This is a genomic window from Endozoicomonas sp. OPT23, from assembly GCF_009653635.1.
Taxonomy (GTDB): Bacteria; Pseudomonadota; Gammaproteobacteria; order Pseudomonadales; family Endozoicomonadaceae; genus Endozoicomonas_A.
Map to the genome: position 1 here is coordinate 432,405 of NZ_PPFD01000001.1, position 22,618 is coordinate 455,022.

Annotated in this window: 21 protein-coding genes; 15 read left to right on the top strand and 6 right to left on the bottom strand. The window is 47.3% G+C overall.

What is annotated here, in order from left to right; translation table 11 throughout:
• Positions 1-118: 118 nt before the first annotated feature.
• Both EOPP23_RS01735 and EOPP23_RS01740 read left to right on the top strand, forming a co-directional pair.
• Positions 119-739 carry a hypothetical protein gene (locus tag EOPP23_RS01735; protein WP_153764252.1) on the top strand — a complete coding sequence of 207 codons (621 nt, stop codon included), beginning with the start codon at positions 119-121 and terminating at the stop codon, positions 737-739.
• A gap of 184 nt (positions 740-923) precedes the next feature.
• Entirely contained in the window at positions 924-2,708 is a 1,785-nt protein-coding gene (locus tag EOPP23_RS01740; protein ID WP_153764253.1) for an acyl-CoA dehydrogenase C-terminal domain-containing protein, read from the top strand.
• A 167-nt stretch (positions 2,709-2,875) separates the two neighbouring features.
• Here EOPP23_RS01740 and EOPP23_RS01745 read toward each other — a convergent pair whose 3' ends face one another.
• Together EOPP23_RS01745 and EOPP23_RS01750 are read right to left on the bottom strand one after the other, a co-directional pair.
• Positions 2,876-5,677: a response regulator gene (locus EOPP23_RS01745; protein ID WP_153764254.1), complete on the bottom strand. Its 2,802-nt coding sequence runs from the start codon at positions 5,675-5,677 to the stop codon at positions 2,876-2,878.
• A gap of 188 nt (positions 5,678-5,865) precedes the next feature.
• The gene (locus EOPP23_RS01750) at positions 5,866-7,233 is read right to left on the bottom strand and encodes a S8 family peptidase (protein ID WP_153764255.1); all 1,368 of its coding nucleotides are present in this window, start codon (positions 7,231-7,233) and stop codon (positions 5,866-5,868) included.
• Between the two features lie 163 nt (positions 7,234-7,396).
• On the opposite strand from EOPP23_RS01750, the gene EOPP23_RS01755 reads away from it, so the two are divergent.
• The 5 genes from EOPP23_RS01755 to EOPP23_RS01775 all read left to right on the top strand — a co-directional run bounded on the left by EOPP23_RS01755 (position 7,397) and on the right by EOPP23_RS01775 (position 12,359).
• Positions 7,397-7,978: a DedA family protein gene (locus EOPP23_RS01755; protein ID WP_153764256.1), complete on the top strand. Its 582-nt coding sequence runs from the start codon at positions 7,397-7,399 to the stop codon at positions 7,976-7,978.
• 26 nt (positions 7,979-8,004) lie between these two features.
• On the top strand, positions 8,005-9,195 hold the full coding sequence (locus EOPP23_RS01760; protein WP_153764257.1) for an ATP-grasp domain-containing protein: 1,191 nt from the start codon (positions 8,005-8,007) through the stop codon (positions 9,193-9,195).
• Between the two features lie 35 nt (positions 9,196-9,230).
• Entirely contained in the window at positions 9,231-9,695 is a 465-nt protein-coding gene (locus EOPP23_RS01765; protein ID WP_153764258.1) for a YHS domain-containing (seleno)protein, read from the top strand.
• Between the two features lie 105 nt (positions 9,696-9,800).
• The gene (locus tag EOPP23_RS01770) at positions 9,801-10,247 is read left to right on the top strand and encodes a MauE/DoxX family redox-associated membrane protein (protein ID WP_153764259.1); all 447 of its coding nucleotides are present in this window, start codon (positions 9,801-9,803) and stop codon (positions 10,245-10,247) included.
• A gap of 330 nt (positions 10,248-10,577) precedes the next feature.
• Positions 10,578-12,359: a lysophospholipid acyltransferase family protein gene (locus EOPP23_RS01775; RefSeq protein ID WP_153764260.1), complete on the top strand. Its 1,782-nt coding sequence runs from the start codon at positions 10,578-10,580 to the stop codon at positions 12,357-12,359.
• A 20-nt stretch (positions 12,360-12,379) separates the two neighbouring features.
• On the opposite strand, the gene EOPP23_RS01780 is transcribed toward EOPP23_RS01775, so the two are convergent.
• Positions 12,380-12,892 carry a DinB family protein gene (locus EOPP23_RS01780; RefSeq protein ID WP_153764261.1) on the bottom strand — a complete coding sequence of 171 codons (513 nt, stop codon included), beginning with the start codon at positions 12,890-12,892 and terminating at the stop codon, positions 12,380-12,382.
• A 241-nt stretch (positions 12,893-13,133) separates the two neighbouring features.
• Here EOPP23_RS01780 and gcvH point away from each other — a divergent pair, with 241 nt between their 5' ends.
• The gene (gene gcvH, locus EOPP23_RS01785) at positions 13,134-13,526 is read left to right on the top strand and encodes a glycine cleavage system protein GcvH (RefSeq protein WP_153764262.1); all 393 of its coding nucleotides are present in this window, start codon (positions 13,134-13,136) and stop codon (positions 13,524-13,526) included.
• Between the two features lie 185 nt (positions 13,527-13,711).
• Positions 13,712-14,470, top strand: a complete 759-nt coding sequence (locus EOPP23_RS01790; RefSeq protein ID WP_228550515.1) for a molybdopterin-synthase adenylyltransferase MoeB — start codon at positions 13,712-13,714, stop codon at positions 14,468-14,470.
• Between the two features lie 52 nt (positions 14,471-14,522).
• Here the strand turns inward: EOPP23_RS01790 and EOPP23_RS01795 are convergent, their stop codons facing one another.
• Positions 14,523-14,783, bottom strand: a complete 261-nt coding sequence (locus EOPP23_RS01795; RefSeq protein WP_153764263.1) for a TfoX/Sxy family protein — start codon at positions 14,781-14,783, stop codon at positions 14,523-14,525.
• 150 nt (positions 14,784-14,933) lie between these two features.
• Complete coding sequence (locus EOPP23_RS01800; RefSeq protein WP_194842455.1) at positions 14,934-16,085, bottom strand: bifunctional aminoglycoside phosphotransferase/ATP-binding protein; 1,152 nt, start codon at positions 16,083-16,085, stop codon at positions 14,934-14,936.
• A gap of 107 nt (positions 16,086-16,192) precedes the next feature.
• Between EOPP23_RS01800 and EOPP23_RS21310 the strand changes: the two genes are divergently transcribed.
• The 4 genes from EOPP23_RS21310 to EOPP23_RS01815 all read left to right on the top strand — a co-directional run bounded on the left by EOPP23_RS21310 (position 16,193) and on the right by EOPP23_RS01815 (position 19,451).
• Positions 16,193-16,420, top strand: a complete 228-nt coding sequence (locus EOPP23_RS21310; RefSeq protein ID WP_194842458.1) for a hypothetical protein — start codon at positions 16,193-16,195, stop codon at positions 16,418-16,420.
• Positions 16,404-18,659, top strand: a complete 2,256-nt coding sequence (gene mrcB, locus EOPP23_RS01805) for a penicillin-binding protein 1B (RefSeq protein ID WP_228550516.1) — start codon at positions 16,404-16,406, stop codon at positions 18,657-18,659. The genes EOPP23_RS21310 and mrcB overlap by 17 nt, the downstream gene beginning before the upstream one ends.
• On the top strand, positions 18,660-19,052 hold the full coding sequence (locus tag EOPP23_RS01810) for a M48 family metallopeptidase (RefSeq protein WP_153764266.1): 393 nt from the start codon (positions 18,660-18,662) through the stop codon (positions 19,050-19,052).
• Between the two features lie 84 nt (positions 19,053-19,136).
• Positions 19,137-19,451 (top strand): YqcC family protein, encoded by a 315-nt coding sequence (locus EOPP23_RS01815; protein WP_153764267.1) that lies wholly within the window; start codon positions 19,137-19,139, stop codon positions 19,449-19,451.
• Positions 19,452-19,482: 31 nt separating this feature from the next.
• On the opposite strand, the gene EOPP23_RS01820 is transcribed toward EOPP23_RS01815, so the two are convergent.
• Positions 19,483-19,956 (bottom strand): DUF4124 domain-containing protein, encoded by a 474-nt coding sequence (locus tag EOPP23_RS01820; RefSeq protein WP_194842456.1) that lies wholly within the window; start codon positions 19,954-19,956, stop codon positions 19,483-19,485.
• A gap of 354 nt (positions 19,957-20,310) precedes the next feature.
• On the opposite strand from EOPP23_RS01820, the gene EOPP23_RS01825 reads away from it, so the two are divergent.
• Both EOPP23_RS01825 and ilvN read left to right on the top strand, forming a co-directional pair.
• Complete coding sequence (locus EOPP23_RS01825) at positions 20,311-22,029, top strand: acetolactate synthase 3 large subunit (RefSeq protein WP_370514579.1); 1,719 nt, start codon at positions 20,311-20,313, stop codon at positions 22,027-22,029.
• Complete coding sequence (ilvN, locus tag EOPP23_RS01830; protein WP_153764269.1) at positions 22,029-22,520, top strand: acetolactate synthase small subunit; 492 nt, start codon at positions 22,029-22,031, stop codon at positions 22,518-22,520. Before EOPP23_RS01825 ends, ilvN begins: the two co-directional genes overlap by 1 nt.
• Positions 22,521-22,618 lie beyond the last annotated feature (98 nt).

Here is a 22,618-nt window from a genome sequence, read left to right on the forward strand (position 1 = left end):
GTACCCGGATACTTCCCCTTTCTTTTTGCTATCGACCAGTTGCTGGTCTATACATTTTCATTCACGAATAAAAATTCTCTTTCCACGGAACATCAGCATCCGGAGCTGTTTACGGATAATGAAACAAATAAAAAAGACACTTATTTTTGTAGCTGGCCGATTGCTGTTGATTTTGATTGCAGCTATTTCTGTTTCTTTCTGGAACAAGGTATCCGCTGAAGAAAATCCTCAAACAGAGATGAGCTATCAATTGGATCTCAATGCTTCCAGCCGTGAGCAGAATGAAGACAATAGTTCTGACCCCATTGATCCTTACATCAGCTTTCATGAAGAGGGTGGCTGGTCAGCCAAACTCTGGGGTAAGCCTTTCGACAACAGACTACTGCTGGGAATGTGGACTCATCACTTTGAATCCGGTGATGACCAGGAGAATAACAATGAACTTTTGGGAATGGTTTATAACGGCTACTACGTTGGCACGTTTATTAACACGCACAGCGATCGCGTCGTCTCGGCAGGGTGGCAGAGAAAGCTTTACTCTCTAAGTTCTGGTGAGTGGAGTGTTGAAGCGGGTTACCGAGCAGGCGTTATGTACGGCTATAAGAAGTACTTGAGAGCATTCGATACTGACTTTTTCCCTCTCTTTCAGACTCTACTGGATGTCAGTTATAAAAATGTAGGGCTTGAATTGTCATGGGCTGGGGTTGTTATGACAGCGGGCTTTTATTTCAAAATATGACATTAGACGCTGCGGGGTCATCAATAAAAGGCCATTCACAACAGAATTAAGTGCCTTTGTGACAAATTAATACAAAAATTTAAAACGATAGTTTGAAACGGTCTTTTCACTGCATAGCAGCCTTGGGTAGAATAGTTGCCAACACTTAACTATAAACACAATAAATTCCCAAGGAGTGTCGAACATGGCTGATTATCAGGCGCCTTTGCGTGATATGCGTTTCGTGATGCACGAAGTGTTCGAAGCAGCAGAGAAGTGGCAGCAGTGGCCTGCAACTCAGGAAGCAATTGACAAGGAAACAGCGGACGCTTTTCTGGAAGAAGGTGCAAAGCTGGCGGCTAATGTTGTCGCGCCACTTAATCGCGAAGGTGATGAAGAAGGTTGCCACTGGAGCGAGTCTGGTGTTCAAACACCAAAAGGTTACAAAGATGCCTATCAGCTGTTTTCTGAATCGGGTTTCACTGGCCTGACAGGCAATCCCGAGTTCGGTGGCATGGGAATGCCAAAAGCACTCAGTGCCCAGTTCGATGAGATGTTCAGTAGTGCCAGCCTTGCCTTTATTCTCTATCCAAGCCTGACTTCCGGTGCGGCTCTTGCTCTGGATGCTCATGGTTCTGATGAATTGAAAGAATGTTTTCTGCCAAAGATGTATTCCGGTGAATGGTCTGGTGCCATGTGCCTGACCGAAGCGCACAGTGGTACAGATCTCGGGATTATTCGCACCAAGGCGGAAGATAATGGCGATGGTTCTTACAATATCACCGGCACAAAAATCTTTATCACCGGTGGTGAACACGACCTGACGGACAATATTATTCATCTGGTGCTGGCAAAGCTCCCTGATGCGCCAGCAGGGCCGAAAGGTATCTCCCTGTTTCTGGTGCCAAAAGTTAATGTAAATGATGATGGCAGTCTGGCAGACAGAAATGAAGTTCACTGTGGCTCCATTGAGCACAAGATGGGCATCAAGGCTTCTTCTACCTGTGTTATGAATTTTGATGGTGCTAAAGGCTACCTGGTTGGAGAGATCAACAAGGGCTTGAATGGCATGTTCACTATGATGAACTATGAACGACTGTTCGTAGGTATTCAGGGCTTAGGCACCAGTGAGATGTCCTACCAGTCAGCGCTGGAATACGCTAAAGATCGTATTCAGGGCAGAGCCGCAACAGGTGCACAACAGCCAGAAAAAGCCGCTGACCCAATCATGGTTCACGGTGATGTACGCCGCATGTTGCTGAATATGAAAGCACTAAACGAGGGCGGTCGTGCATTTTCGACTTACGTAGCCATGTTGCTCGATGCTGCCAAATTCAGCACTGATGCTGTTGAAAAACAGAAGGCTGTTGATCTGGTAGCTCTGATGACTCCCGTTGTTAAAGCCTTCCTGACCGATATGGGGTTGGAAGGTTGTGTTGCTGGTCAGCAGGTGTTCGGTGGTCACGGTTATATTCGTGAATGGGGACAGGAGCAGCTGGTTCGTGATGTTCGTATCGCCCAGATTTACGAAGGCACTAACGGTATCCAATCTCTGGATTTGCTTGGCCGTAAGATCGCCATGAATGGTGGCAAGTTCTTCAATATCTTTGCGGAAGATGTTCGTTCGTTTATTGCTGCAGATTCTGCTGGCGAGTTTTCAAACGAATTGAGTGATGCACTGAATAAGCTTGAGAAGTTGACGGGCGAATTGGTTACTCAGTCCAAAGACGATGCGAATGTTATTAACTCTGCCTGTGTTGAATATCTGCACGCATTTTCCTACGTGGCTTATGCCTGGATGTGGGCGATGATGGCAAAAACAGCAAAGGAAAAGCTGGCAGAAGGCAGTTCTGAAGAGAGCTTTTATCAGGCGAAAATAATAACCGCCCGTTACTACTACAAACGCCTGCTGCCAAGGCTGGATGGTTTGATGGTTTCTGCTGCATCCGGCACTGAAGAACTCTACGAACTGAGTGACGATCAGTTCTAATTAGAACGATTGTCTATAGTTAGATTACTGGGCCTTTAATCTACAGGGATGTAGATGCAGGATGCTGATTTGAGCAGGATGCTCACAAGGAGTCGACCCAGTAGAAAGCCTCGCTTTGCGGGGCTTTCTTTATTTAAGGACTCTTTATTTAGGGGCTGTACTACGCGCTATGAGTTTCTTGTTTTCTGTAGAGACTTTGTCGTAAGGTCGAGTGCTTTTTCCAATTGCGGAATCAGTTCAACAGCTTCGGTCAGTTTCTTCTCTTTTCCCTGCTTCTCTATTTCAAAAGCAATGCCAGCGAGAAGAGATGCGCCCAGATTATTACTGCTGGATTTGAGTGTATGAGCTGCTCTGACCAGGATATCCAAATCCGCCTCTATTGCTGATTGTTTTAAGTCTTTAAGCAGTGACGGTGCATCTTCAAGGTAACTGTCCAGTAGACCGGTGAACTCATCTTCCATGATATCTTTGAGTGTATCGAGAACGGGATCATTGATGACAGGGTCACTGTTGTCGCCAAAGATAGCCATCGGATCATCTTCTGCTTCTTCAGAATCGTCTTCGGTTTCATTAAGGTCACTGATCAACCACTGAGCCAGTTTCTCTTTTAGTAGTGTGGCTTTGATTGGCTTACTGAGGTAGTCATCCATGCCGCAGGCCAGACACTTCTCACGGTCTCCCTGCATGGCATTAGCTGTCATGGCGACAATCGGAATTCTTGGCAGGTGATGAGTGCTTTCTCGCTTACGAATCAGACCTGTTGCTTCGTACCCACTCATCACAGGCATCTGGCAGTCCATTAAAATTAAGTCATATTCTTCTTTTAAAGTCATTGCAACAGCTTCTTTGCCATCTTCGGCAATATCAGGTTCACTGATACCGACTCTTTTCAGCATACTGATAGCGACCTTCTGGTTAACGATATTGTCTTCAACCAACAAAACTCGAATGCTCTTACTGAAGGTACGAGGATCTTCTTCGACAATGGCCGCTTCGTTGTTGCCGTTTTGATGTTCATGCATCACTAACATGGCAGTGTCGAGCAGTCGTGACTGTCTGAATGGTTTGTTGAGACAGGCTGAAATACCGGCTGATTTTTGTTTTTTTCGAGTAATAAAACCTGAAGAACTGAGCATGATTCTGCGTGATTTAGCCAGTTCAGGAATTGCTTCAATCTTTTCGGACAGCGTGAAGCCGTCCATGCCGGGCATGTCCATGTCCAGTAAAACCAGCTCGAATGGTTTACCTTCTTTCACTGCTGTGTGCATCTTCTCGAGTGCAGATTTACCGGAATCTGACTCATCGTGTTCAATCCCCCAAGCGGTTAAATAGTGCCTGAGAATTTCCCTGTTGGTCGCATTGTCATCAACAATCAGAGTGCGGGTTCCCTGAAGGTCGTGGGTAATGTTTCGGGAATTGAGTGTCTGTCCTTCAGAAATTTCCAGATCCAGACTGAACGAGAAGGTTGATCCCACTCCGGGAACGCTGGAAACCTCCACTTCGCCGCCCATCAGGTTAACCAGCTGTCGGGAGATAGTCAGTCCCAGCCCGGTACCACCAAACTTTCTTGTTGTGCCGCTGTCCGCTTGGGTGAAGGCTGAGAACAGGTTAGGCAGAACATCTTTGGCAATACCAATACCTGTGTCTTCAACGAGGAACTCAATACGGACATAGTCGTTCTTTGTATTGGTCAAATTCAGTCGTACAACCACTTCGCCTCTTTGGGTGAATTTGACGGCGTTACCTACCAGGTTGGTCAGTACCTGACGAAGTCGGACTGAGTCGCCTTTGACAACAGATGGCAGGCTGACATCGGTAAAGCAGTTGATCTCAAGACTTTTCTCCCTGGCTTTGCCAGACAACAAAGCGCAGACATCTTCAGCAATTTCGGCAGGGTTCATATCGATATGTTCGATTTCCATTTTTCCTGCTTCGATCTTGGAGAAATCGAGAATGTCGTTGATCACCTGTAATAGGGAATCAGCTGAGCTGTAGGCTGTTTCCAGAAAGTCCCGTTGAACCCGGTCCAGCATGGTGTCTTTGAGCAGTTCCAGCATACCCAGCACACCGTTCATAGGCGTACGAATTTCATGGCTCATATTGGCCAGGAAAGCACTCTTGGCTTTGGCGGCTTCCAGAGCAGCCTCCTTGGCTTCGTTCAGCTCGCTGATGTTCTCTTTCAGCTCTCGGTTGGTCAGGTTCAGCTCTCTGGTTCGTTCGGCTACGGATGCTTCAAGGTTTTCACGGTGCTGCTGAAGGCGCTGGTCACGCTCCTGAATATGCATCAGCAGCTCATTGAAACAGTCGTAAAGCTGACCAATTTCGTCGTTATCAAACTTGTGAACCTGTTGGTCGTACTGCTCCTTTTCAGTCATTAAACTGATGGTTTTTGCCAGCTCGGAGATAGGCTCACTGAGCAGTCGCTGTAATCGTGCAGCCAGAAATGAGGCCAGAGCAATGGAAATTAGTGCGGCAATCAGTGTTAACAGCAGGTTCTGGGTCAGTTCCATATAGAGCGGTGACAGGTTGCACTGAATGTATATGGCACCAATCAATTCGCCCTTATCAAAAATAGGGCGATAGAGGTGAAGGCGGGTGTTACTGAATACCGTCAGGGGCTGATCAAGTTCCTGAAGAGAAAAAGTCCATGCTGGGTTATCGCTCTGGGAGTAACGGGCAACCTCTTCGCCTTCTGGGTTTAACAGGAAGGCAGTCTCTGCATGATGAGTGCCTTTCAGGCTCTCCAGCAGCATCCTTGCAGAATCAGAGTCGCCATCCTCCAGAGAGCTTCTGGCATTGATACCAATAACCTCTGCCAGGGTTTCCATATTGCTGACCAGAGCTGCGCGGGATCGAATAAGGTCACTGATACTTTGAATAGAGAGAGTCACCAGCAACACTGAATAGGCGATGATCAGCATTGCATAGCGTAGTTTACGTTTGATGGGCAGATTCTTGAAAGTAACCATGAAGTCCCGCTTGATTCTCTGATACCCAGAACACTGCGAAAGAATTGGGAAGATAAATATGAAGCTCCTCTATAAAACCTAGTTGAAGCGGAACAAAGGAAAGGCCGGTTCAGGAGCTATTGATAGAATTGCCAGAAAAACACTGGTGAACAGTGCCGTCTGGCAATCAGTCACTGACAGAAATATGGCTATTCATCACTGGCATCAAGTACTGCAGCACCTGCGTCAAGAATACCGGCACCACAGATTGAGGTATTACAGCTGCTGTTGGGGAATGCTCGGGCATTAGCTTTAATGATCGCTTCCACTCTTGCAGGTGTGATGTTTGGGCTAACGGCATACATCAAGGCCACCACGCCTGCTACATGAGGGGTAGCCATACTGGTTCCATCCATAAAGCTGTAAATACTTTGGCCTGGAGATTTTTGACCTGAGTTGTAGGTGGACAGGACGCTGGAGCCCGGCGCTGAAATATCGACGGTTGCACCAAAATTGGAATAGTCTGGCCGACTACCGTTTCTGTCGATGGCTCCAACGGTAATCACATTATTACAGTTAGCTGGAGAGGTCGTGGCAGCGTTGACACTTTCGTTTCCCGCAGCCACCACAACGGTTACACCCGCAGCAACAACCCTGTTGATAGCATTCTGATAATTTTGCGGGCAATAATTACTGCCGCTTCCCCCCAGGCTCATATTAATTACTTTCACTGGCTGTGGGTTGTTGGTCAGGCCAGTGACTGGCAATCCTGCAGCCCAGAGCATGGCGTCAACAATATCGGAAGTGTAACCATAGCAACGGCCAATAGCTCTGAGGGGGAGTATTCTGCTCTGCCAGGAAATACCTGAGACTCCGTCACCATTATTGGACTCCGCTGCGATAGTGCCTGAAACATGGGTGCCATGCCAGATGCTGGGGACGGGAGAGGCAGGCACAGCGGTTCCTTCTTGATAACCACAGTCACCACTCAATACGTTGTTACCAGGATTTCTCGGGTCAGAGTCCCGGCTGTCACCATCATTCGCTATCCAGATGTCTTTGATGAAGTCGTAGCCATTCAGCAGTTTGTCCTGAAGGTCACTGTGGTAAAGCACGCCTGAATCAATGACACCAACAGTCACGTTTGAGGAGCCTGTGGTGATATTCCATGCAGCAGGCAGATTGATGCCTGATGTGGCGTCAAAGTAGTGCCACTGCTGGTTGTAGAAAGGGTCGTTAGGAATCTGCATGGTTTTCATCAGATAGTCTGGTTCTGCATAATCTATCTGTGGGTCTACCTCCAGGCGGTCTGCAAGAATTTTGACTTCGTTCAAAGCCACACTGCCGTCAAGGGAAACACTTTCTTTTGTACGACCAGCAGCTACGCCAAAGCCTCCGTGAGTGACGCCGTGTTTTATATAGGCGAGGGCGTTAGCTTCTGTAGGTTCCGGGTGGTACTTAATAAAAATTCGGTCGGTATCATTTCGTACAGGAATGCCTTCATCCTGAACCTGAGCTGAAGCTGTGGATAAATAAGTGAAGGGAAGAAGGCAAAATAAAAATCCGTAAAGGTTCATCAGCACTATCCTTGTGTTCAAATCTTTGCTGTTCAGGTGTCGGAGTCAGTTTTTAATGGATAAAAAGAAGTATGGTTTAGGGTTTTAGTGATAACCAATCCCCGACCAAATTGATTGAATTTAAAGCGATCAAAGGTATAACCTGATAGCAGGTGTCGATTTAATGACAGGGTTTTTAATGTTCGAGGATTTACTGGCTTCGATTCAGCATCCGTTGGTTCTTGCCCTGATGTTGCTTTTGGGAACCTACCTTCTGGAAGATGCTGCCATTATTACCGGAGCCCTGCTCAGTGCTGATGGTTTGATCAGTTCCGAGCTGGCTTTTATTGCATTATTTATCGGAATTTTTACCGGTGACCTGGGTCTTTATGGGCTGGGTGTATTCCTAACCCGTGTTGTATGGTTGCAACGTTTTTTTGACTTAAACGCGGTGAATAATGCTGGAATCTGGTTAAGAAAGCGGATGACCTTCACGGTTCTCTTCGTCCGTATTATTCCTGGACTACGTTTGCCAGTTTATACGGCCTGCGGTTCTTTCCGGCTGTCCTTCATAAGATTTGCCATACTGGTTCTTTTTGCCAGTCTGGTATGGACCGGTTTTATTTTCTTTGGGCTATACAGTCTGGGGTCTATGTTCTGGGAGCAGATGGGGCTATGGAAATGGCTGCTGCTACCACTATTAATATTTGTTTTCTTACAGGCACACAAACTGATTGGGCGCTACAAGGCTGTACTCGATGAATAGCAATCATCAACAAAGCAGATTGATTCATGAAAGAGCTGGGCCAAGGTCAAGGTGAAGCTAAAGAGGTGAAAGAGGTGTTTGACACAGCGCAGCTGGAAGCCTTTATTAAACCAACCTTTGAAGATAAAAAAGTACATCCGGGAATGCCGCCATTGGCCAAAGCTTCAAAGCCGGTGTCCTTTTTTGAATTCTGGCCTAGCGGCCTTATCTATTTTCCAGTTGTGATTCAGTGGCTCTGGCTGTCTATTCGTTATCGGGGTATCAGCCTTCCGCTCAACAGTAATCCAGGGATCACTCTGAGCGGTATGGTTGGTGAGTCCAAAGCTGAAATATTTTCTATTGCCAAGGATAAGGCCTGCGAGCGGATAGCTCCATGGTGTTTACTGAGCGACTGGGATTCTCCGGAGAACGCTCTCTGGCAAGCCAGACAATTGATGGGAAGTATCGGGCTCGATTTTCCGGTTGTTGCCAAACCTGATATTGGTTGCCGTGGAGCAGGTGTTCAGATCATTCGTTCCCCTGAACAGCTAAGTGACTATGTTCTGAGTTTTCCTGAACAGGGGAAGATTGTTCTCCAGAAACTGGTTCCCTATGAGGCAGAAGCCGGTATTTTCTATATCCGCTATCCGGGCGAAAATAGGGGCAAGATATTTTCCATTACTTTGAAATACCCGCCTTATATTGTTGGTGACGGGCACTCAACCCTTCAACAACTCATTGATAAAGATCCAAGGTCAAGCCTTCTTTCCGAGCTGTACCTAAAGCGTCACAGTCATAGGTTGAATGAAGTTATTCCTGAAAATCAGCCTTTCAGACTGGCATTTGCCGGCAGTCACAGCAGAGGGTGTATTTTCAGAGATGGCTGTGAATTTATTACCGAGGCTATGGAAAAGTCCTTTGATAAAGTCGCTGATGGGCTGCCTGAATTCTACTACGGAAGAATAGATATTCGTTTTAGAGATATAGACTCCCTAATGAATGGCGAAAACTATCATATACTTGAAATAAATGGTGCCAGCAGTGAAGCCGGTCATATCTGGGATTGCCGCAGTTCTCTGAAAGAAGTTTATCGGGTTCTTTTTTATCAGTATCGCACCCTGTTTCGTTTAGGTTTTCTAAACAGACGTCGAGGTTTTCGTTCTCCTTCCCTGTTCAGCTTGTTGGCGTCCTGGAAGAAAGAGCGGGAGCTTGTCAGGCATTATCCGGATACTGAATAGCTGCTTTATCAGCAGTGTCAGAAAGGAGAGCAAATATGGTGGCCAGACTCAAAGGATTGAGACTGCAAATCACACTGCTGGGGTTGTTATTCTTGTCAGCTGGAGCTATCGCCAGCAAAGATATTTATACCGGCTGGTTTAGTAATACCGCTGTCAGTGGCTATGATTCAGTGGCTTATTTCACTGAAAGCAAGGCGGTTAAAGGCAGTGCCCGTTTCAAGTTCAAACACAAGGGTGCCGAATGGCACTTTTCATCAGAAAAACATCTGAAGATGTTTCAGCAGAACCCTGAAAAGTACAGTCCGCAGTTCGGCGGTTACTGTGCCTGGGCGGTCGCTGCCAGAAAGCAGAGAGCACCAGGTGATCCGAATTACTGGAAGATTGTCGATGGTCGTTTGTATCTGAATTACGATTCAGAAATTCAGAAAAAATGGCTTCAGGATATTCCCGGTTTTATTAAGCGAGCCAATGAAAACTGGCCGAAAATGACTACCCGTTAAGTGCGTGGATATATGAATTCAGACGTTGTTTTTCCGTCGAAGGCGGGCAAATAGCGGTGAGATATTCGATGGCGTGTCTACACACTTAAATAACAGGAGCTTGTTATGAAAAACGGTTTGAAGTGGTTGTTAAGCATTTATATCGCGTTTGTATTTATTCAGTCGTTGTTTTTTAAATTCTCGGACGCCTATGAAACGATTTATATCTTTTCAACGCTCGGGAACTGGTCCGGTTTTGAGTGGTTCGCAGACTATGGTGCCTATGGAGTCGGCATTGTTGAATTGATCGCTGCGATTTTACTGCTGATACCTGCAAGCAGGCTTTATGGAGCAGGTATTGCGGTGGGTGTTATGGCGGGAGCTGTTTATTTCCACCTTTTCACGCCTCTCGGTATCGAGATGCCCGAGTTCGACGAACTGGGTAATATCACTGGCTACGATGGCGGGCTGCTGTTCTATAACGCTTGTGGTGTGTTCATTTCAGCCATTGTCCTTGCTCTCTGGGAACTCACCTCTACAGATAACTGGATAAAAAGAACCTTTCTGAGCTGATTGCCGCTAATGTCCTCAGACATGGAGATAATTCCTCCATGTCTGCCTCTCTTGAACTAGTCTTCGCCTCTGACACAGGAAATTCACTGGTTGTTAACAGTACTGTCATTTCTGCTTTCTAGTCTTGTTCATAGAAGCCAGCTTGGTCATTATAAAGTCAGGAGTCTGGGGTATGACGGATATTTTGAAGTCTTGTCACGTCAGGTTGGCTTCTATGCAGTCTCTGGAAACAGAGTATTTAATCATCGGAGGATCAATATTGGTTCCGGTGGTGCAATAAGAGGTTGTTCAAACAGCCTCTAAGCATAAGAGCCCTGATAAGGACAGCTGATGAGCCCTGAAACTTCACCTTTCCGCTTGCCCAAGGTAACCCGTACCGGCTGGCCTGAAGCCTTTGCCGAATGGCTACTGGGTCTTAAGACCATGGACAGCCTTTACCGGAGTGAGGTGCGTGAAAAGTACCACTACAGGGAATTCCTGAAAGTGGTTCTGAAAATCTTTCAGGTGAACCACACCGTATCTGCCGGTTCCCTTGACTCTGTTCCTACTACAGGCTCATCGGTCGTTGTCGCCAATCACCCTTTTGGTGGCATTGAAGGTGTAGCGCTGGCTGATCTGCTGTTGAAGGCTCGGCCTGACGTTAAGGTTCTGACCAACGAAATCCTTTGCCGCATTGAAGAACTCCAGGATCTCTTTATTGGAGTGGATGTTCTCAGTGCCAATGCCCGCAAGAAGAATCAGAAAGCCATTGAAGAGGCGCAGCAGTGGGTAGCGGATGGCCATATGTTGCTGATTTTTCCTGCAGGCGAAGTGTCCAGTTATAGTTTCCCTCTCAAGCAGGTTACAGACCCCAAGTGGCGCAACACTGCTTCCCGCATTGCCCGGCAGACTTCTGCCAATATTACGCCCGTTTTTGTTGAAGGTCGTAATGGCTGGTTTTTTCATTTTCTGGGAATTATTCATCCCAAGCTAAGAACGGTCAGACTGATTAGAGAACTGTTGAACAAGAGAGGCTCAACTATAGGCTTCAGAATTGGTAAGTCACTGACACCTAATGACTACCGTTCGATGGAGTCGGACTCAGCACTGACCAGCTATCTTCGACTGCATACTTATCTATTGTCTGCCCATGACCCTGAGCAGAAGACACATAATGAAACTCAACCGGTTGGAGCTGGTGATGTGGAGCCGGTTGCTGAAGAGATAGCGCCAGAATTTTTAGCTGCTGATGTCTCTGCCCTGGCGGATGAATGTTTGCTGCTGGAAAAAAACGAGATGGCTGTTTATTGCGCTTCAGCCGAGCAGCTTCCCAATATTCTTCCCCAGATCGGTCGGCTTAGAGAGCTGACATTCCGTGGTGTCGGTGAAGGAACAGGTTTTCCCCGGGATCTTGATAAATATGACGAATATTACCTGCATCTTTTCCTGTGGAATCGTGACAAACAGGAAATAGTCGGTGCCTATCGAATCGGGCAGGTGGATCGAATCCTTCGCGAAAAAGGTATTCATGGCATCTACTCAAGAAGTCTCTTTCGGTATCACGCTGACTTTATCCACAGAATGGGTACCTGTCTGGAAATGGGGCGCTCTTTTATTGTTCCGGAATACCAGCGCAGTCTTGGGTCGTTGATGATGCTCTGGAAAGGCATCGGTGCTTATGTGGCTGCTAATCCCTGGTATCGGGTTTTATTTGGCCCGGTCAGTATCAGTAGTGACTACCGTGAGATATCCCGTCAGCTTATGGCGGGTTGCCTGTCTGTGAATAACTCGGATCAGGTTCTGCAAGAGCTGGTACAACCGACAACGCCGATGAAACGAGGCAGAAAGCAGTTCTGGAACCCCGCAGACTTGCGTGGTGTGGTTGATATCGAGCAGCTGTCATTGCTGGTTCAGCAATTGGAAAAAGATAACAAGGGTATTCCGGTTCTGCTCAAACAATACCTGAAACTGCGTGGAGAGCTGGCCGCTTTTAATGTTGATCCTGATTTTAACAATGCCCTGGACGGATTGATTATTGTTGATTTGATGAAGGTCGATGAACGCACCCTGAATAAATACATGGGAGCGGCTGGGGCCAAAGCTTTCATGGAATACAACAGAACAGCTGCCTAGAACGTTCTGGCAGTATGCATCTAGGCAGTTTGAACTGCTCTGTGCAGGCGGGTTGATGCTGCAACGCCAAAGTTTTTGGGTACTTTCATTCCGCCCTGTTCCATTAACAGAGCAATCATGGCCAGATGATGAGTTGTGTGACCCTGTAAAAATAACAACTCACGGCTGACATTACTGCTGGTTTGTATTGAGTTATCTGTATCAAGCACTGCGAAAATTTCAACGGTTCCCTGATGGTTATCAACTGTGGGGCTGTTAAGCATCAGGCGAACATTTTTCAGGTAATCCACCGCGAGTTCTATCGACTCTTCGAGTTCAATATTTCTTGGGCGGTTATCGTAATCTATGACACCGAAATCCAGCCCTTTGAAAAAACACTGGTAGAACTCAATGATATGCCTGACATGAGTACCAATAGAACTGGATACAGCAGAAGAATGATTCTGGTACTGAGAGTCGGACAGAGATTGAAGAACACATTCCAGCTCAGTTAATGAACTGTCATTAAACTGGCAGGCTTCAGCTAGAGTCATGACCAATCCGGTTTTTATGCATTTGTAAATCAGTCTGTCACACGCTTTCAGGGTTTGCCAATGGAATGTTGGCGATAGCGGCTAATCTGGTTAGAATGCCTCGATAATTGTCCTCTCCTGATTGTCAGAACCTTGTCTTATAAGCGCAACTTAAAGCTTATAAATACAAGAAACAAACCTGACAGTAGCGATGAAGAGTGGTGACATAGAACAATGAAACCAATGACCAGAGGGTTGATAGATGAGTAGCATTCCATCTGAGCTGCGTTACGTACGTTCCCACGAGTGGATCCGCATTGAAGACGACGGTACTGCAGTTATCGGTATTACCGAGCATGCTCAGGAGTCCCTTGGGGACGTAGTCTTTGTGGAACTGCCAGAAGTGGGCGCGATTCTGGCTGCAGACGATGAAGCTGGTGTTGTTGAATCCGTAAAAGCCGCTTCCGACATCTATGCACCACTTTCCGGTGAAGTTGTTGCTGTTAACGAAACTCTGGAAGATGCTCCGGAAACCGTGAACGGTTCTTCTTACCAGGATGGCTGGTTCTTCAAGCTGAAGCTTTCTGACGAAGGCCAGCTGACAGAGCTGATGGATGCAGAAGCTTACGCTGAGTTTGTTGATTCTGAATCCTGATCTGTATCAAGTCTTTGCTAAAAAGAAGTGATGAACAAGCCTCGAATATTTCGGGGCTGCTATTTTTGTGAAATCCTTTCATCACTCAGGGTGATGAAAAAGTATTTCTTTGCTCATGGCTGTTTTATAAGTTCGATGAAATACTATTTCCGGACAATGGTTTCACGCAGGAACAAGCCGTCCTTATGATGAATGACGATCAGCTGCTTAGATACAGTCGACAGATCATGTTGCCTCAGGTGGATATTGAAGGTCAGGAGCGCATATTGGACGCTCATGTCCTGCTGGTGGGCATGGGGGGGCTCGGTTGTCCGGCCGCGATGTATCTGGCTGCTGCCGGTATAGGCAGATTAACCATTATTGATCCGGACGTAGTGGATATGACCAATCTGCAGCGTCAGGTGGCTTTCTCCACCGATGATATTGGTCAGTTTAAAGTGGATGCCGCTGCTGCAAGAATCAGTGCAATCAATCCGGGGGTTCAGGTAACTACTATCAGCCGGAAGCTCAATGAAGCGGAACTGATGGAAGTGATCGAACAGTGCGATCTGGTACTGGATGCCACCGATAATTTTGACAGCCGTTTTGCCATCAATCGTTGCTGTGTTGAGCATCAGGTACCACTGGTTTCCGGAGCAGCTATTCGACTCAATGGTCAACTGACTGTTTTTGATCATCTTCAGAACGATGCTCCTTGCTATCGCTGTCTCTATTCGGAAGATGTTGCAGAAGACCTCAGTTGCTCTGAAAGTGGTATTCTTGGTCCGGTGGTAGGCACCATTGGTACCATGCAGGCGCTGGAAGCCATCAAATTACTGACAGGGTTTGGTAAGTCACTGAGTGGAAGGCTGCTGATTTTTGATGCCAGCACAATGGAGTGGCAGACAATGGGACTTCAGAAAGACCCGGACTGCCCAGTCTGCAGTAAGGCTGATAAAGGGTAAACGTTAGCAGTTGGGTGCTGCTAATCAGGTGAACCAGGGCTGAAGGAGAGGATCAGCCCTGAAAACGATCTACTTCAGAAAGCAGGCGTTGCTTATAATCGTTGTCCAGTTCATTCCAGTGAGCACCGATCAATGCTCCTTCCATGGCATAAAGCAATACCTTGGAAACTTTGAAACCACGATCTCTTACTTTGCAGTATGCAGCTACTGATCCAACTTCATGGAGTTGCTCCAGTGTTCTGATACCAACAGCGTTAAGCCATTGTACTGAAGTTTTTCCAAGGTTTTTCGTTTCGATCAGATCGGTTGCCATGCCTGTTTCCTGTTAAACCAATGCGTCCGTGATGGGTTCTTAATATTACGGATCGTCAGAAGTAATCTTCTTTTAATGATTAAAGGATAGACCAGTATTCTCAGCTGCCTTGACATGAAAGACTAAGACAGCTGAAAAATAAAAAATAGATCAGTTCAGGTGAGAGGCAAACGCGCTTTTTAATTGCTGTTCCCAGTCGCTGTCATTGGTATGTAGGACGATGGTTTTCTTTTTTTCCTCGGCAGTTAAAGGCTCTTCCCATTGTTGTTGCTGATCAATCAAATCAAATGTTGCTTCTGAAGCATCAGCGTTACTGGACTGACGTTTTGTAATTCTAACCTTCAGTATTTCTCTGGGTGCCAGACATTTGACGATGAGTGCGGGTACATTAAGCTCATCCGCCAGAGTCAAAAACATGCCTCGTTCTGTCTGCTTTAAAGAAGCCCCATCAATAACCACAGAAGTGTGGGTTTCAATGATTTTGATAGCAGCCTGTTTGATCAGTGCATAGGTCTTTTCTGTGGCTGCAGACGTGTAAATATCAATACCAGCATCAGTACTGTTTGCCAGTGCTGAAAGCCCATACATTCGTTTGCGCTCAACATCAGTTCTCAGAATCAGGGCGTTAAAGTGCTCGGAAATTTCTTTGGAAACCGTCGTTTTTCCTGTGCCGGATAATCCCTGCATGACAATGATAAAAGGTTGTTTGTTTTGGCAATAGCTACTGGCAAGCTCGATATAGCGACGACAGGTTTTCAGCGTTTCGGGCGACTGATCTGTCTTAAGAAGGTTCCCTGCTGCTGACACAGCATGAAACACTTTGTAGAAAGCAAACAGTGGCAGACCTGCGTAGTCACCTGTGATCTCAAGGTAACGATTAACAGCAGCGGCGGTTAGATGACTCAGATCGAGGCTGTCCAGCTGAACGATAAATAAAGCTAAATCTGAAAGGGTATCTGCCCATGGGGTTTGGTGAATATCCAGAGAGATATTGCATTGCTCCAGGCAAGACACGAGGGGACTTAACCGAACAAAACCATCGTCTTTTCGGTCATCCAGCAGAAACAGCAGCTTTAGATATTGGTCAGCGGTCCATTTTGAGAGTTGTTTCAGATCTTCGCCATCACGCTGTTCGTTCAGCAGTGTGGTGATTTCATCAATATTCTGGTTGGCATCAAGCCATACCTGTTGGGCAGTGCCATCATCGCTGAAGATGTCACTGGTTTCAGCTGATTGGTGACGTTCTGCTAGCAGTCGTGCTGCTTTAATAACCTGATTTCTGGTTATGAGTTCCTTGCTCACAGACAGTTCCATTCTTTAAAAGTCATTATTGTGGATACATGCACAGCGTAAGTTTTCAAATGAAATGACTGTGATTCAATTTATGGGCGGGAATTATACCTGTCTGAATGAAAACAGCTATTGCAGTGTCTGAATATGCAGTTCCAGATGATAAGAACCGCAGCGATGGTCTGAAACCAAGGATATTCCATAGCGTTATTACGGTGCTCTTTTGCCGTATAATCGTGAACCATGGTCGCAAAAAAGAAAAATCCACCTGCCAAAAAACGCAGCCGGAAGAAAAAGAGCCGGAGCAACGGGTGGTCAGTCAGGAACTGTTTGTCGTTTTTATTTAAGCTGGGGCTCTGTGGACTTGCTCTGTTGCTGACGTATTCGGCTTATCTGGATTCTGTCGTTACGCAAAAATTTGAACGCAAAAAGTGGGCAATTCCAGCCCAGGTGTACGCACGTCCATTGGAGCTCTATGAAGGCCGTCTGCTCAACCCCAAAGAGCTACAGGCACAGTTAAAGAGGCAGGGTTATCAGGCAGTACGAGCAGCCAGCCGGGCAGGAACCTTCTCCCGCTCAGGTAATACTTTTGTTATCTACAGTCGTGCATTCCATTTTCCAGATGGTGCTGAGGTATCACGTAAGGCAAAAGTCATTTTTGTTGGCAACGAGGTGATATCTCTGACCAATGCAGACAACACTGCCTTGCCTCTGCTTCGACTGGACCCTCAGCCAGTTGGAGGGATTTACCCTGCGACTTATGAAGACCGTGTACTGATTCGTACCAGTCAGGCACCGAAATATCTGACTAAAGCTTTGACGGCCATAGAAGATCAGCGATTCTATGAGCATTGGGGGCTATCTCCAACCTCCATAGCTCGAGCTTTTATCGTCAATGTGATGGCTGGTGGTGTGGTGCAGGGTGGCAGTACATTAACTCAGCAGCTGGTAAAGAATTTCTATCTAACCAATGAGCGAACGCTGACTCGTAAAGTTAATGAAGCCATTATGTCGGTGTTGCTGGAAGTTCACTATTCCAAAGATGAAATTCTAGAAGCCTACCTTAATGAAGTTTATCTCGGACAACATGGACGACGGGCTATACACGGCTTTGGTCTTGCCAGTCAGTTCTATTTTGCCCAGCCATTGAAAGAGCTGAGTCTGGCTAAAACAGCCTTGCTGGTGGGTATTGTTAAAGGGCCTTCCTATTACAACCCAAGACGTTTTCCTGAACGAGCACTGGAGCGGCGAAATCTGGTGCTGGATGTTCTTGCTGCAGAAGGCATAGTTTCACAAATTGAAGTTGATCGTTCGAAGAAACTGCCACTGGGCATTGTCAGTCGTGAGCAGATTAATACCAGTGCGTTCCCCGCTTATATCGATATGGTAAAGAAACAGCTGAGGGAGGACTATGACAATAAAGACCTGACCTCGGAAGGGCTGAGAATCTTTACCAATATGGATCCGATCATTCAGCGTTATGCCCAGAAAAGTATGACGGACACCGTGAGTGCTCTGGAGAAAAATAACCCTGATCTTCAGGGGGCGATGGTCGTCACTTCAGCGCAGACGGGTGATTTGCTGGCTGTGGTGGGTGATAAACGACCAGGTTACGTAGGTTTCAACCGTGCCATTGAAGCGCAGCGACAGGTAGGCTCACTGCTAAAACCGGCGATCTATCTGACTGCACTGGAGCAGCCTGCCCGCTTTACTTTGACGACACAGGTCAAAGACTCTGCGATCAAAGTGAAAGACGGCAAAGGAGGTTTCTGGGAACCTCAAAACTATGATGGTAAATCCCGTGGTGACGTACCGCTGCAGAAAGCGTTAACGCATTCCTACAATCAGGCAGCGACCCAAACGGGAATGGCGCTTGGTGTTCCCAATGTGTTGGACACTGTGCATAGGTTGGGGATTAGTAAATCATTGCCTGAGTACCCATCAGTATTACTGGGTGCTGTTTCTCTGTCACCGATGGAAATTGCCGCTATGTATCAGACCATCGCCAGTGGTGGTTACAGAATGCCTATTCGTGCCATTGAAGCCGTGGTCGATGCCCAGGGACAACCTCTTAAGCGGTACAACATCTCGGTGAAGAAGGCCTTTGACGCTGCGCCGGTTGAGCTGCTTAGAAGTGCCATGGGGCAGGTGATGAGGGAAGGAACCGGACGCAGGGCTTACTGGAGTATCGATAAGAAAATTCAGCTGGCTGGAAAGACTGGTACGACCAACGATTCCAGAGACAGCTGGTTTGCTGGTTTTACCGGTAATCTGCTGGCGGTGACCTGGCTGGGTAATGACGATAACAGTCCTACCAGCCTGACTGGTAGCAGTGGTGCCTTAAGGGTTTGGAGCAAGTTAATGCAACAAATTCCGATCAGTTCGGTCAAAAGCCTGAATAGCGACAAGCTGGAATATGTCTGGGTAAAGCCGGCGACCCATAAACTGGCGGATAAAACCTGCGAAGGGGCGGTGCAGGTACCTTATATCATTGGGTCTGCACCGAGGGAGTACGATGAATGCACCTCTCCAGCCAGGGCAAAAGCCAGAAACTTCTTTGAGTCCATTCGTACATGGTTTGAATAAATGAAAAGAATAATAGTAACCGTTGGTTTTTCTCTGTTTTTGGCAGGCTGTGCAGGCACGGGTCCGCAGTTTGCTCCTGAGGAACGGGCTGTAACGCCAGAAGATACAGCAATATCTTCACCTTATGAGGGGCGGCAGGATGCGCTTGGAGCATTGATGGATCAGGCCGTAAAAGCTCTTGATTCAGGTGAGCTGGCCACTGCCAGCAGCTGGTTATCCCGTGCCATGCGCATAGAACCTACAGACCCGGCTATCTATTACTATCTGGCCAAACTGCGAATGGAACAGGGCAATCTGATAGAAGCAAAAGAGCTGGCAGGGCGGGCTATGAGTCTTGGCCCGGAGCAGGAGTTAAGGCTTAAATTGATCGATTTTCTCGGGCGGCTTGGATAGGGAGAGATAACAAAGTGTTGCAGGAAGAACTGGTACAATAAACTTTTTTATTTTGACCAGTATTCTAATTAACGAGCACCATAAATGAGCCAAGAAGCAAAAAAACTGCTGACTGCTATGGAACAGGAACTTCGTCGTCTGAATTGTTGGCAGAGCATGCCACCTTCATCCAATGCTATGGCCAGTACTACTCCTTTCTGTATGGATACAATGGGGTTCACTCAGTGGTTGCAATGGGTCTTCATACCAAGAGTTCGGGCTATTCTTGATCAAAAGACAGAGTTACCGAAAGGGGCTGATATTAAACCTTATGCTGAAGAAGCGTTGAGGGTTGAAAGAGTAACTGACACTCGTTGCCTGATTGATCTGGTGGCACAGTTTGATGAGCTTATGAGTTGAAGAATAAAGGAAGGAACTGTGAAGTTTCTTCCTAAGCACAAAACTTACCCATCTGCCCACGAAGTCGTGACATCTCTCTTTCCCTGGCGTCATCACCCAGTATTTCAATAGTCCCGTCTTCCTGCTGTAGTTGAACCCGCTTTTCAGATTCCAGAATGCCGAGATTCTTTTTGAGTTTTTCACAGTAGGCAACAACATCAGCAGACTTGTTTCCCTCTGAATCTACGGATAGATCACCTTGTTCAGGAGGTTGGTTTTCAGATTTTTCGTCTGCTGATTTTGATTCAGAATCTTTGTTTTCACTGCTTTCCAGAAACAGTTCATCGGGTACTCCGGACATATTAATAACCTGAGTATCCACTTCAATTTTGGGTGGGCGAGATGAGTAGTGAGTGGTGCCTCTTTCGTCAATCCATTTGAAAACCTTGCCGGCATTGGCTGTTAGTGTCATAAATCCGGCGAGTAATAGAAGGCCGGTAGCAATGCGGGCGGGTTTGATGTTCATGACTGTGATCCTGAGAGAATTTCGGTATATATCTTGAATATATGAAATTTCCGAAGTTTCGCTTCGCTTTACTATTGACTCCTTGCCTTGCTCGGTAAAGAATGGCATCTCCCGGCGCTGCCCAACAGGCGATTTCGGGGTATATGCGACAATCCAGAGCACCAACCGTAGCTCTGGCTAAGAGCATTCCTTGGAAGATTGATGGTTGAACCTTGCCAGGTATCACTGTCAGCTTCCTGCCCCACCTGCACTGGAATGTTGTGGCCTTGCAAGACGAAGGCCTGAGTCCCAAACAAACTCAGCGGCGCCAGCCGAATCATTTCTAATAATTAGTACTGCCAGGGGTAAGCACACGTGGAGCTTTTATCCGGCGCGGACATGGTTGTCCGTTCATTGGCTGATGAAGGGGTTGAATACATCTACGGGTATCCCGGTGGAGCCCTGCTGCATGTCTACGACGCCATCTTCAGACAAAAAGAAGTCACCCATATTCTGGTACGCCATGAACAGGCGGCCACACACATGGCTGACGGTTATGCACGAGCCACAGGAAAGCCGGGCGTAGCCCTGGTTACTTCCGGTCCGGGAGCCACCAATACTATTACCGGTATTGCCACGGCTTTCATGGACTCGATTCCTATGGTCGTGATCTCAGGTCAGGTACCTTCCGGCTTCATTGGCACAGATATGTTCCAGGAAGTGGATATGGTGGGTATTTCCCGTCCAGTGGTTAAACACAGTTTCCTGGTCAAACGTGCCGAGGATATTCCCGAAACGATTCGCAAGGCTTTTCATATAGCCCAGAGCGGTCGACCGGGACCTGTGGTTATCGATATTCCTAAAGACATTACGGATCTGGCGAATACGTTCCCGTATTCCTATCCGGATAAGGTCAAGATTCGTTCCTACAACCCGCCATCAAAAGGGCACAATGGCCAGATTCGTAAAGCAGTTGAACTGCTGATGAGCGCCAAGCGTCCAGTGTTGTATGCTGGTGGCGGTGTCATTCTTGGTCATGCTTCCGACCAGGTGACACAACTGGCGAAGGAACTGAAGCTACCGGTTACCAACACCCTGATGGGGCTGGGTGGTTTCCCGGGTGATGATGAACAGTTTATCGGTATGCTGGGCATGCATGGCAGCTATGTAGCCAATAAGACCATGCACGACTCTGACGTTATTCTTGCCATTGGAGCTCGGTTTGATGACCGTGTAACCAACAACACCGAGAAGTTCTGTCCGAACGCCAAGATCATTCATATTGATATTGACCCGGCCAGTATTTCCAAAACCATTGCTGCTGATATTCCAATAGTGGGTCCTGTGGATACCGTTATGGATAATATGCTGCGTCAGGTTGCCGAGTTCGAAGGGCAGCAGGATCAGCAAGCGCTGGCAGAGTGGTGGAAAACCATCGACATCTGGCGTGAGCGTGGTCTCTTCCCTTATGAAAAGGGCACAGAGATTCTCAAGCCGCAGGAGGTTATTGAAACTCTGTCGAAGGTGACTAAAGGCAACGCCTATGTAGCCACCGATGTCGGTCAGCATCAGATGTTTGCTGCACAGCACTACCGCTTTAACAAGCCGAACCGCTGGGCCAGTTCTGGTGGTCTGGGTACCATGGGCTATGGTTTGCCAGCCGCCATGGGCATCAAGCTGTCCTTCCCCGATGAGGAAGTGGTTTGTGTGACCGGCGAAGGCAGTATCCAGATGAATATTCAGGAACTGTCGACCTGTCTTCAGTATGACCTTCATGTGAAGATCATTAACCTGAACAACCAGGCGCTGGGAATGGTACGACAGTGGCAGGATATGCAGTACGACAGCCGCTACTCACATTCCTACATGGACTCTCTGCCTGACTTTGTCAAACTGGCAGAATCTTACGGCCATGTTGGTATAAGGGTTACTCGACCGGAAGACCTGCAGGCGGCGATGGAAGAAGCTTTCTCCATCAAGGATCGTCTGGTATTCATGGATATTCAGGTTGACCCTAACGAGCATGTGTATCCGATGCAGATAAAAGACGGAAACATGTGTGATTTATGGCTCAGCAAGACGGAGAGGACCTGATGAGACGGATTATCTCTGTACTGGTTGAGAACGAACCGGGTGCTCTGTCACGGATTGTCGGTCTGTTCTCCCAGCGTAACTACAACATTGAAACACTTAATGTTGCGCCGACTGAAGATGCGTCCCTGTCTCGTCTGACAGTGACGACGTCCGGTAACCCTCAGGTTATTGAGCAGATCACCAAACAGCTGAACAAGTTGATTGATGTGGTTAAGCTGGTGGACCTGTCGGAAGGCACTCACGTTGAACGTGAACTGATGCTGATCAAGGTTCGCGCCAGCGGTCCTATGAGAGCGGAAGTAAAGCGTACAGCGGATATTTTCCGCGGCCAGATTGTTGATGTCACCAGCTCGGTATACACCATTCAGCTGGTTGGCACTCAGGACAAGCTCGATGGTTTTATTGAAGCCATCGGTCAGGCTCAGGTGCTGGAAGTAGTACGCAGTGGTATTACGGGCATTGCCCGAGGTGAGAAAGTTCTGACGCTTTAACCTCAACCGCTGTACTGAAAAAGCCGAAGCGCTCGAAAGAGTCCTTCGGTTTTTTTATGCCATTCAAACCAATAACCTGCTCTCTCTTGATTTGCCTC

Coding starts and splice junctions, on each gene's coding strand:
- EOPP23_RS01735 (WP_153764252.1), top strand. CDS start 119: ATGAAACAAATAAAAAAGACACTTATTTTTGTAGCTGGCCGATTGCTG.
- EOPP23_RS01740 (WP_153764253.1), top strand. CDS start 924: ATGGCTGATTATCAGGCGCCTTTGCGTGATATGCGTTTCGTGATGCAC.
- EOPP23_RS01745 (WP_153764254.1), bottom strand. CDS start 5,677: ATGGTTACTTTCAAGAATCTGCCCATCAAACGTAAACTACGCTATGCA.
- EOPP23_RS01750 (WP_153764255.1), bottom strand. CDS start 7,233: ATGAACCTTTACGGATTTTTATTTTGCCTTCTTCCCTTCACTTATTTA.
- EOPP23_RS01755 (WP_153764256.1), top strand. CDS start 7,397: ATGACAGGGTTTTTAATGTTCGAGGATTTACTGGCTTCGATTCAGCAT.
- EOPP23_RS01760 (WP_153764257.1), top strand. CDS start 8,005: ATGAAAGAGCTGGGCCAAGGTCAAGGTGAAGCTAAAGAGGTGAAAGAG.
- EOPP23_RS01765 (WP_153764258.1), top strand. CDS start 9,231: ATGGTGGCCAGACTCAAAGGATTGAGACTGCAAATCACACTGCTGGGG.
- EOPP23_RS01770 (WP_153764259.1), top strand. CDS start 9,801: ATGAAAAACGGTTTGAAGTGGTTGTTAAGCATTTATATCGCGTTTGTA.
- EOPP23_RS01775 (WP_153764260.1), top strand. CDS start 10,578: ATGAGCCCTGAAACTTCACCTTTCCGCTTGCCCAAGGTAACCCGTACC.
- EOPP23_RS01780 (WP_153764261.1), bottom strand. CDS start 12,892: ATGACTCTAGCTGAAGCCTGCCAGTTTAATGACAGTTCATTAACTGAG.
- gcvH (WP_153764262.1), top strand. CDS start 13,134: ATGAGTAGCATTCCATCTGAGCTGCGTTACGTACGTTCCCACGAGTGG.
- EOPP23_RS01790 (WP_228550515.1), top strand. CDS start 13,712: ATGATGAATGACGATCAGCTGCTTAGATACAGTCGACAGATCATGTTG.
- EOPP23_RS01795 (WP_153764263.1), bottom strand. CDS start 14,783: ATGGCAACCGATCTGATCGAAACGAAAAACCTTGGAAAAACTTCAGTA.
- EOPP23_RS21310 (WP_194842458.1), top strand. CDS start 16,193: ATGAAAACAGCTATTGCAGTGTCTGAATATGCAGTTCCAGATGATAAG.
- EOPP23_RS01810 (WP_153764266.1), top strand. CDS start 18,660: ATGAAAAGAATAATAGTAACCGTTGGTTTTTCTCTGTTTTTGGCAGGC.
- EOPP23_RS01815 (WP_153764267.1), top strand. CDS start 19,137: ATGAGCCAAGAAGCAAAAAAACTGCTGACTGCTATGGAACAGGAACTT.
- EOPP23_RS01820 (WP_194842456.1), bottom strand. CDS start 19,956: ATGAACATCAAACCCGCCCGCATTGCTACCGGCCTTCTATTACTCGCC.
- ilvN (WP_153764269.1), top strand. CDS start 22,029: ATGAGACGGATTATCTCTGTACTGGTTGAGAACGAACCGGGTGCTCTG.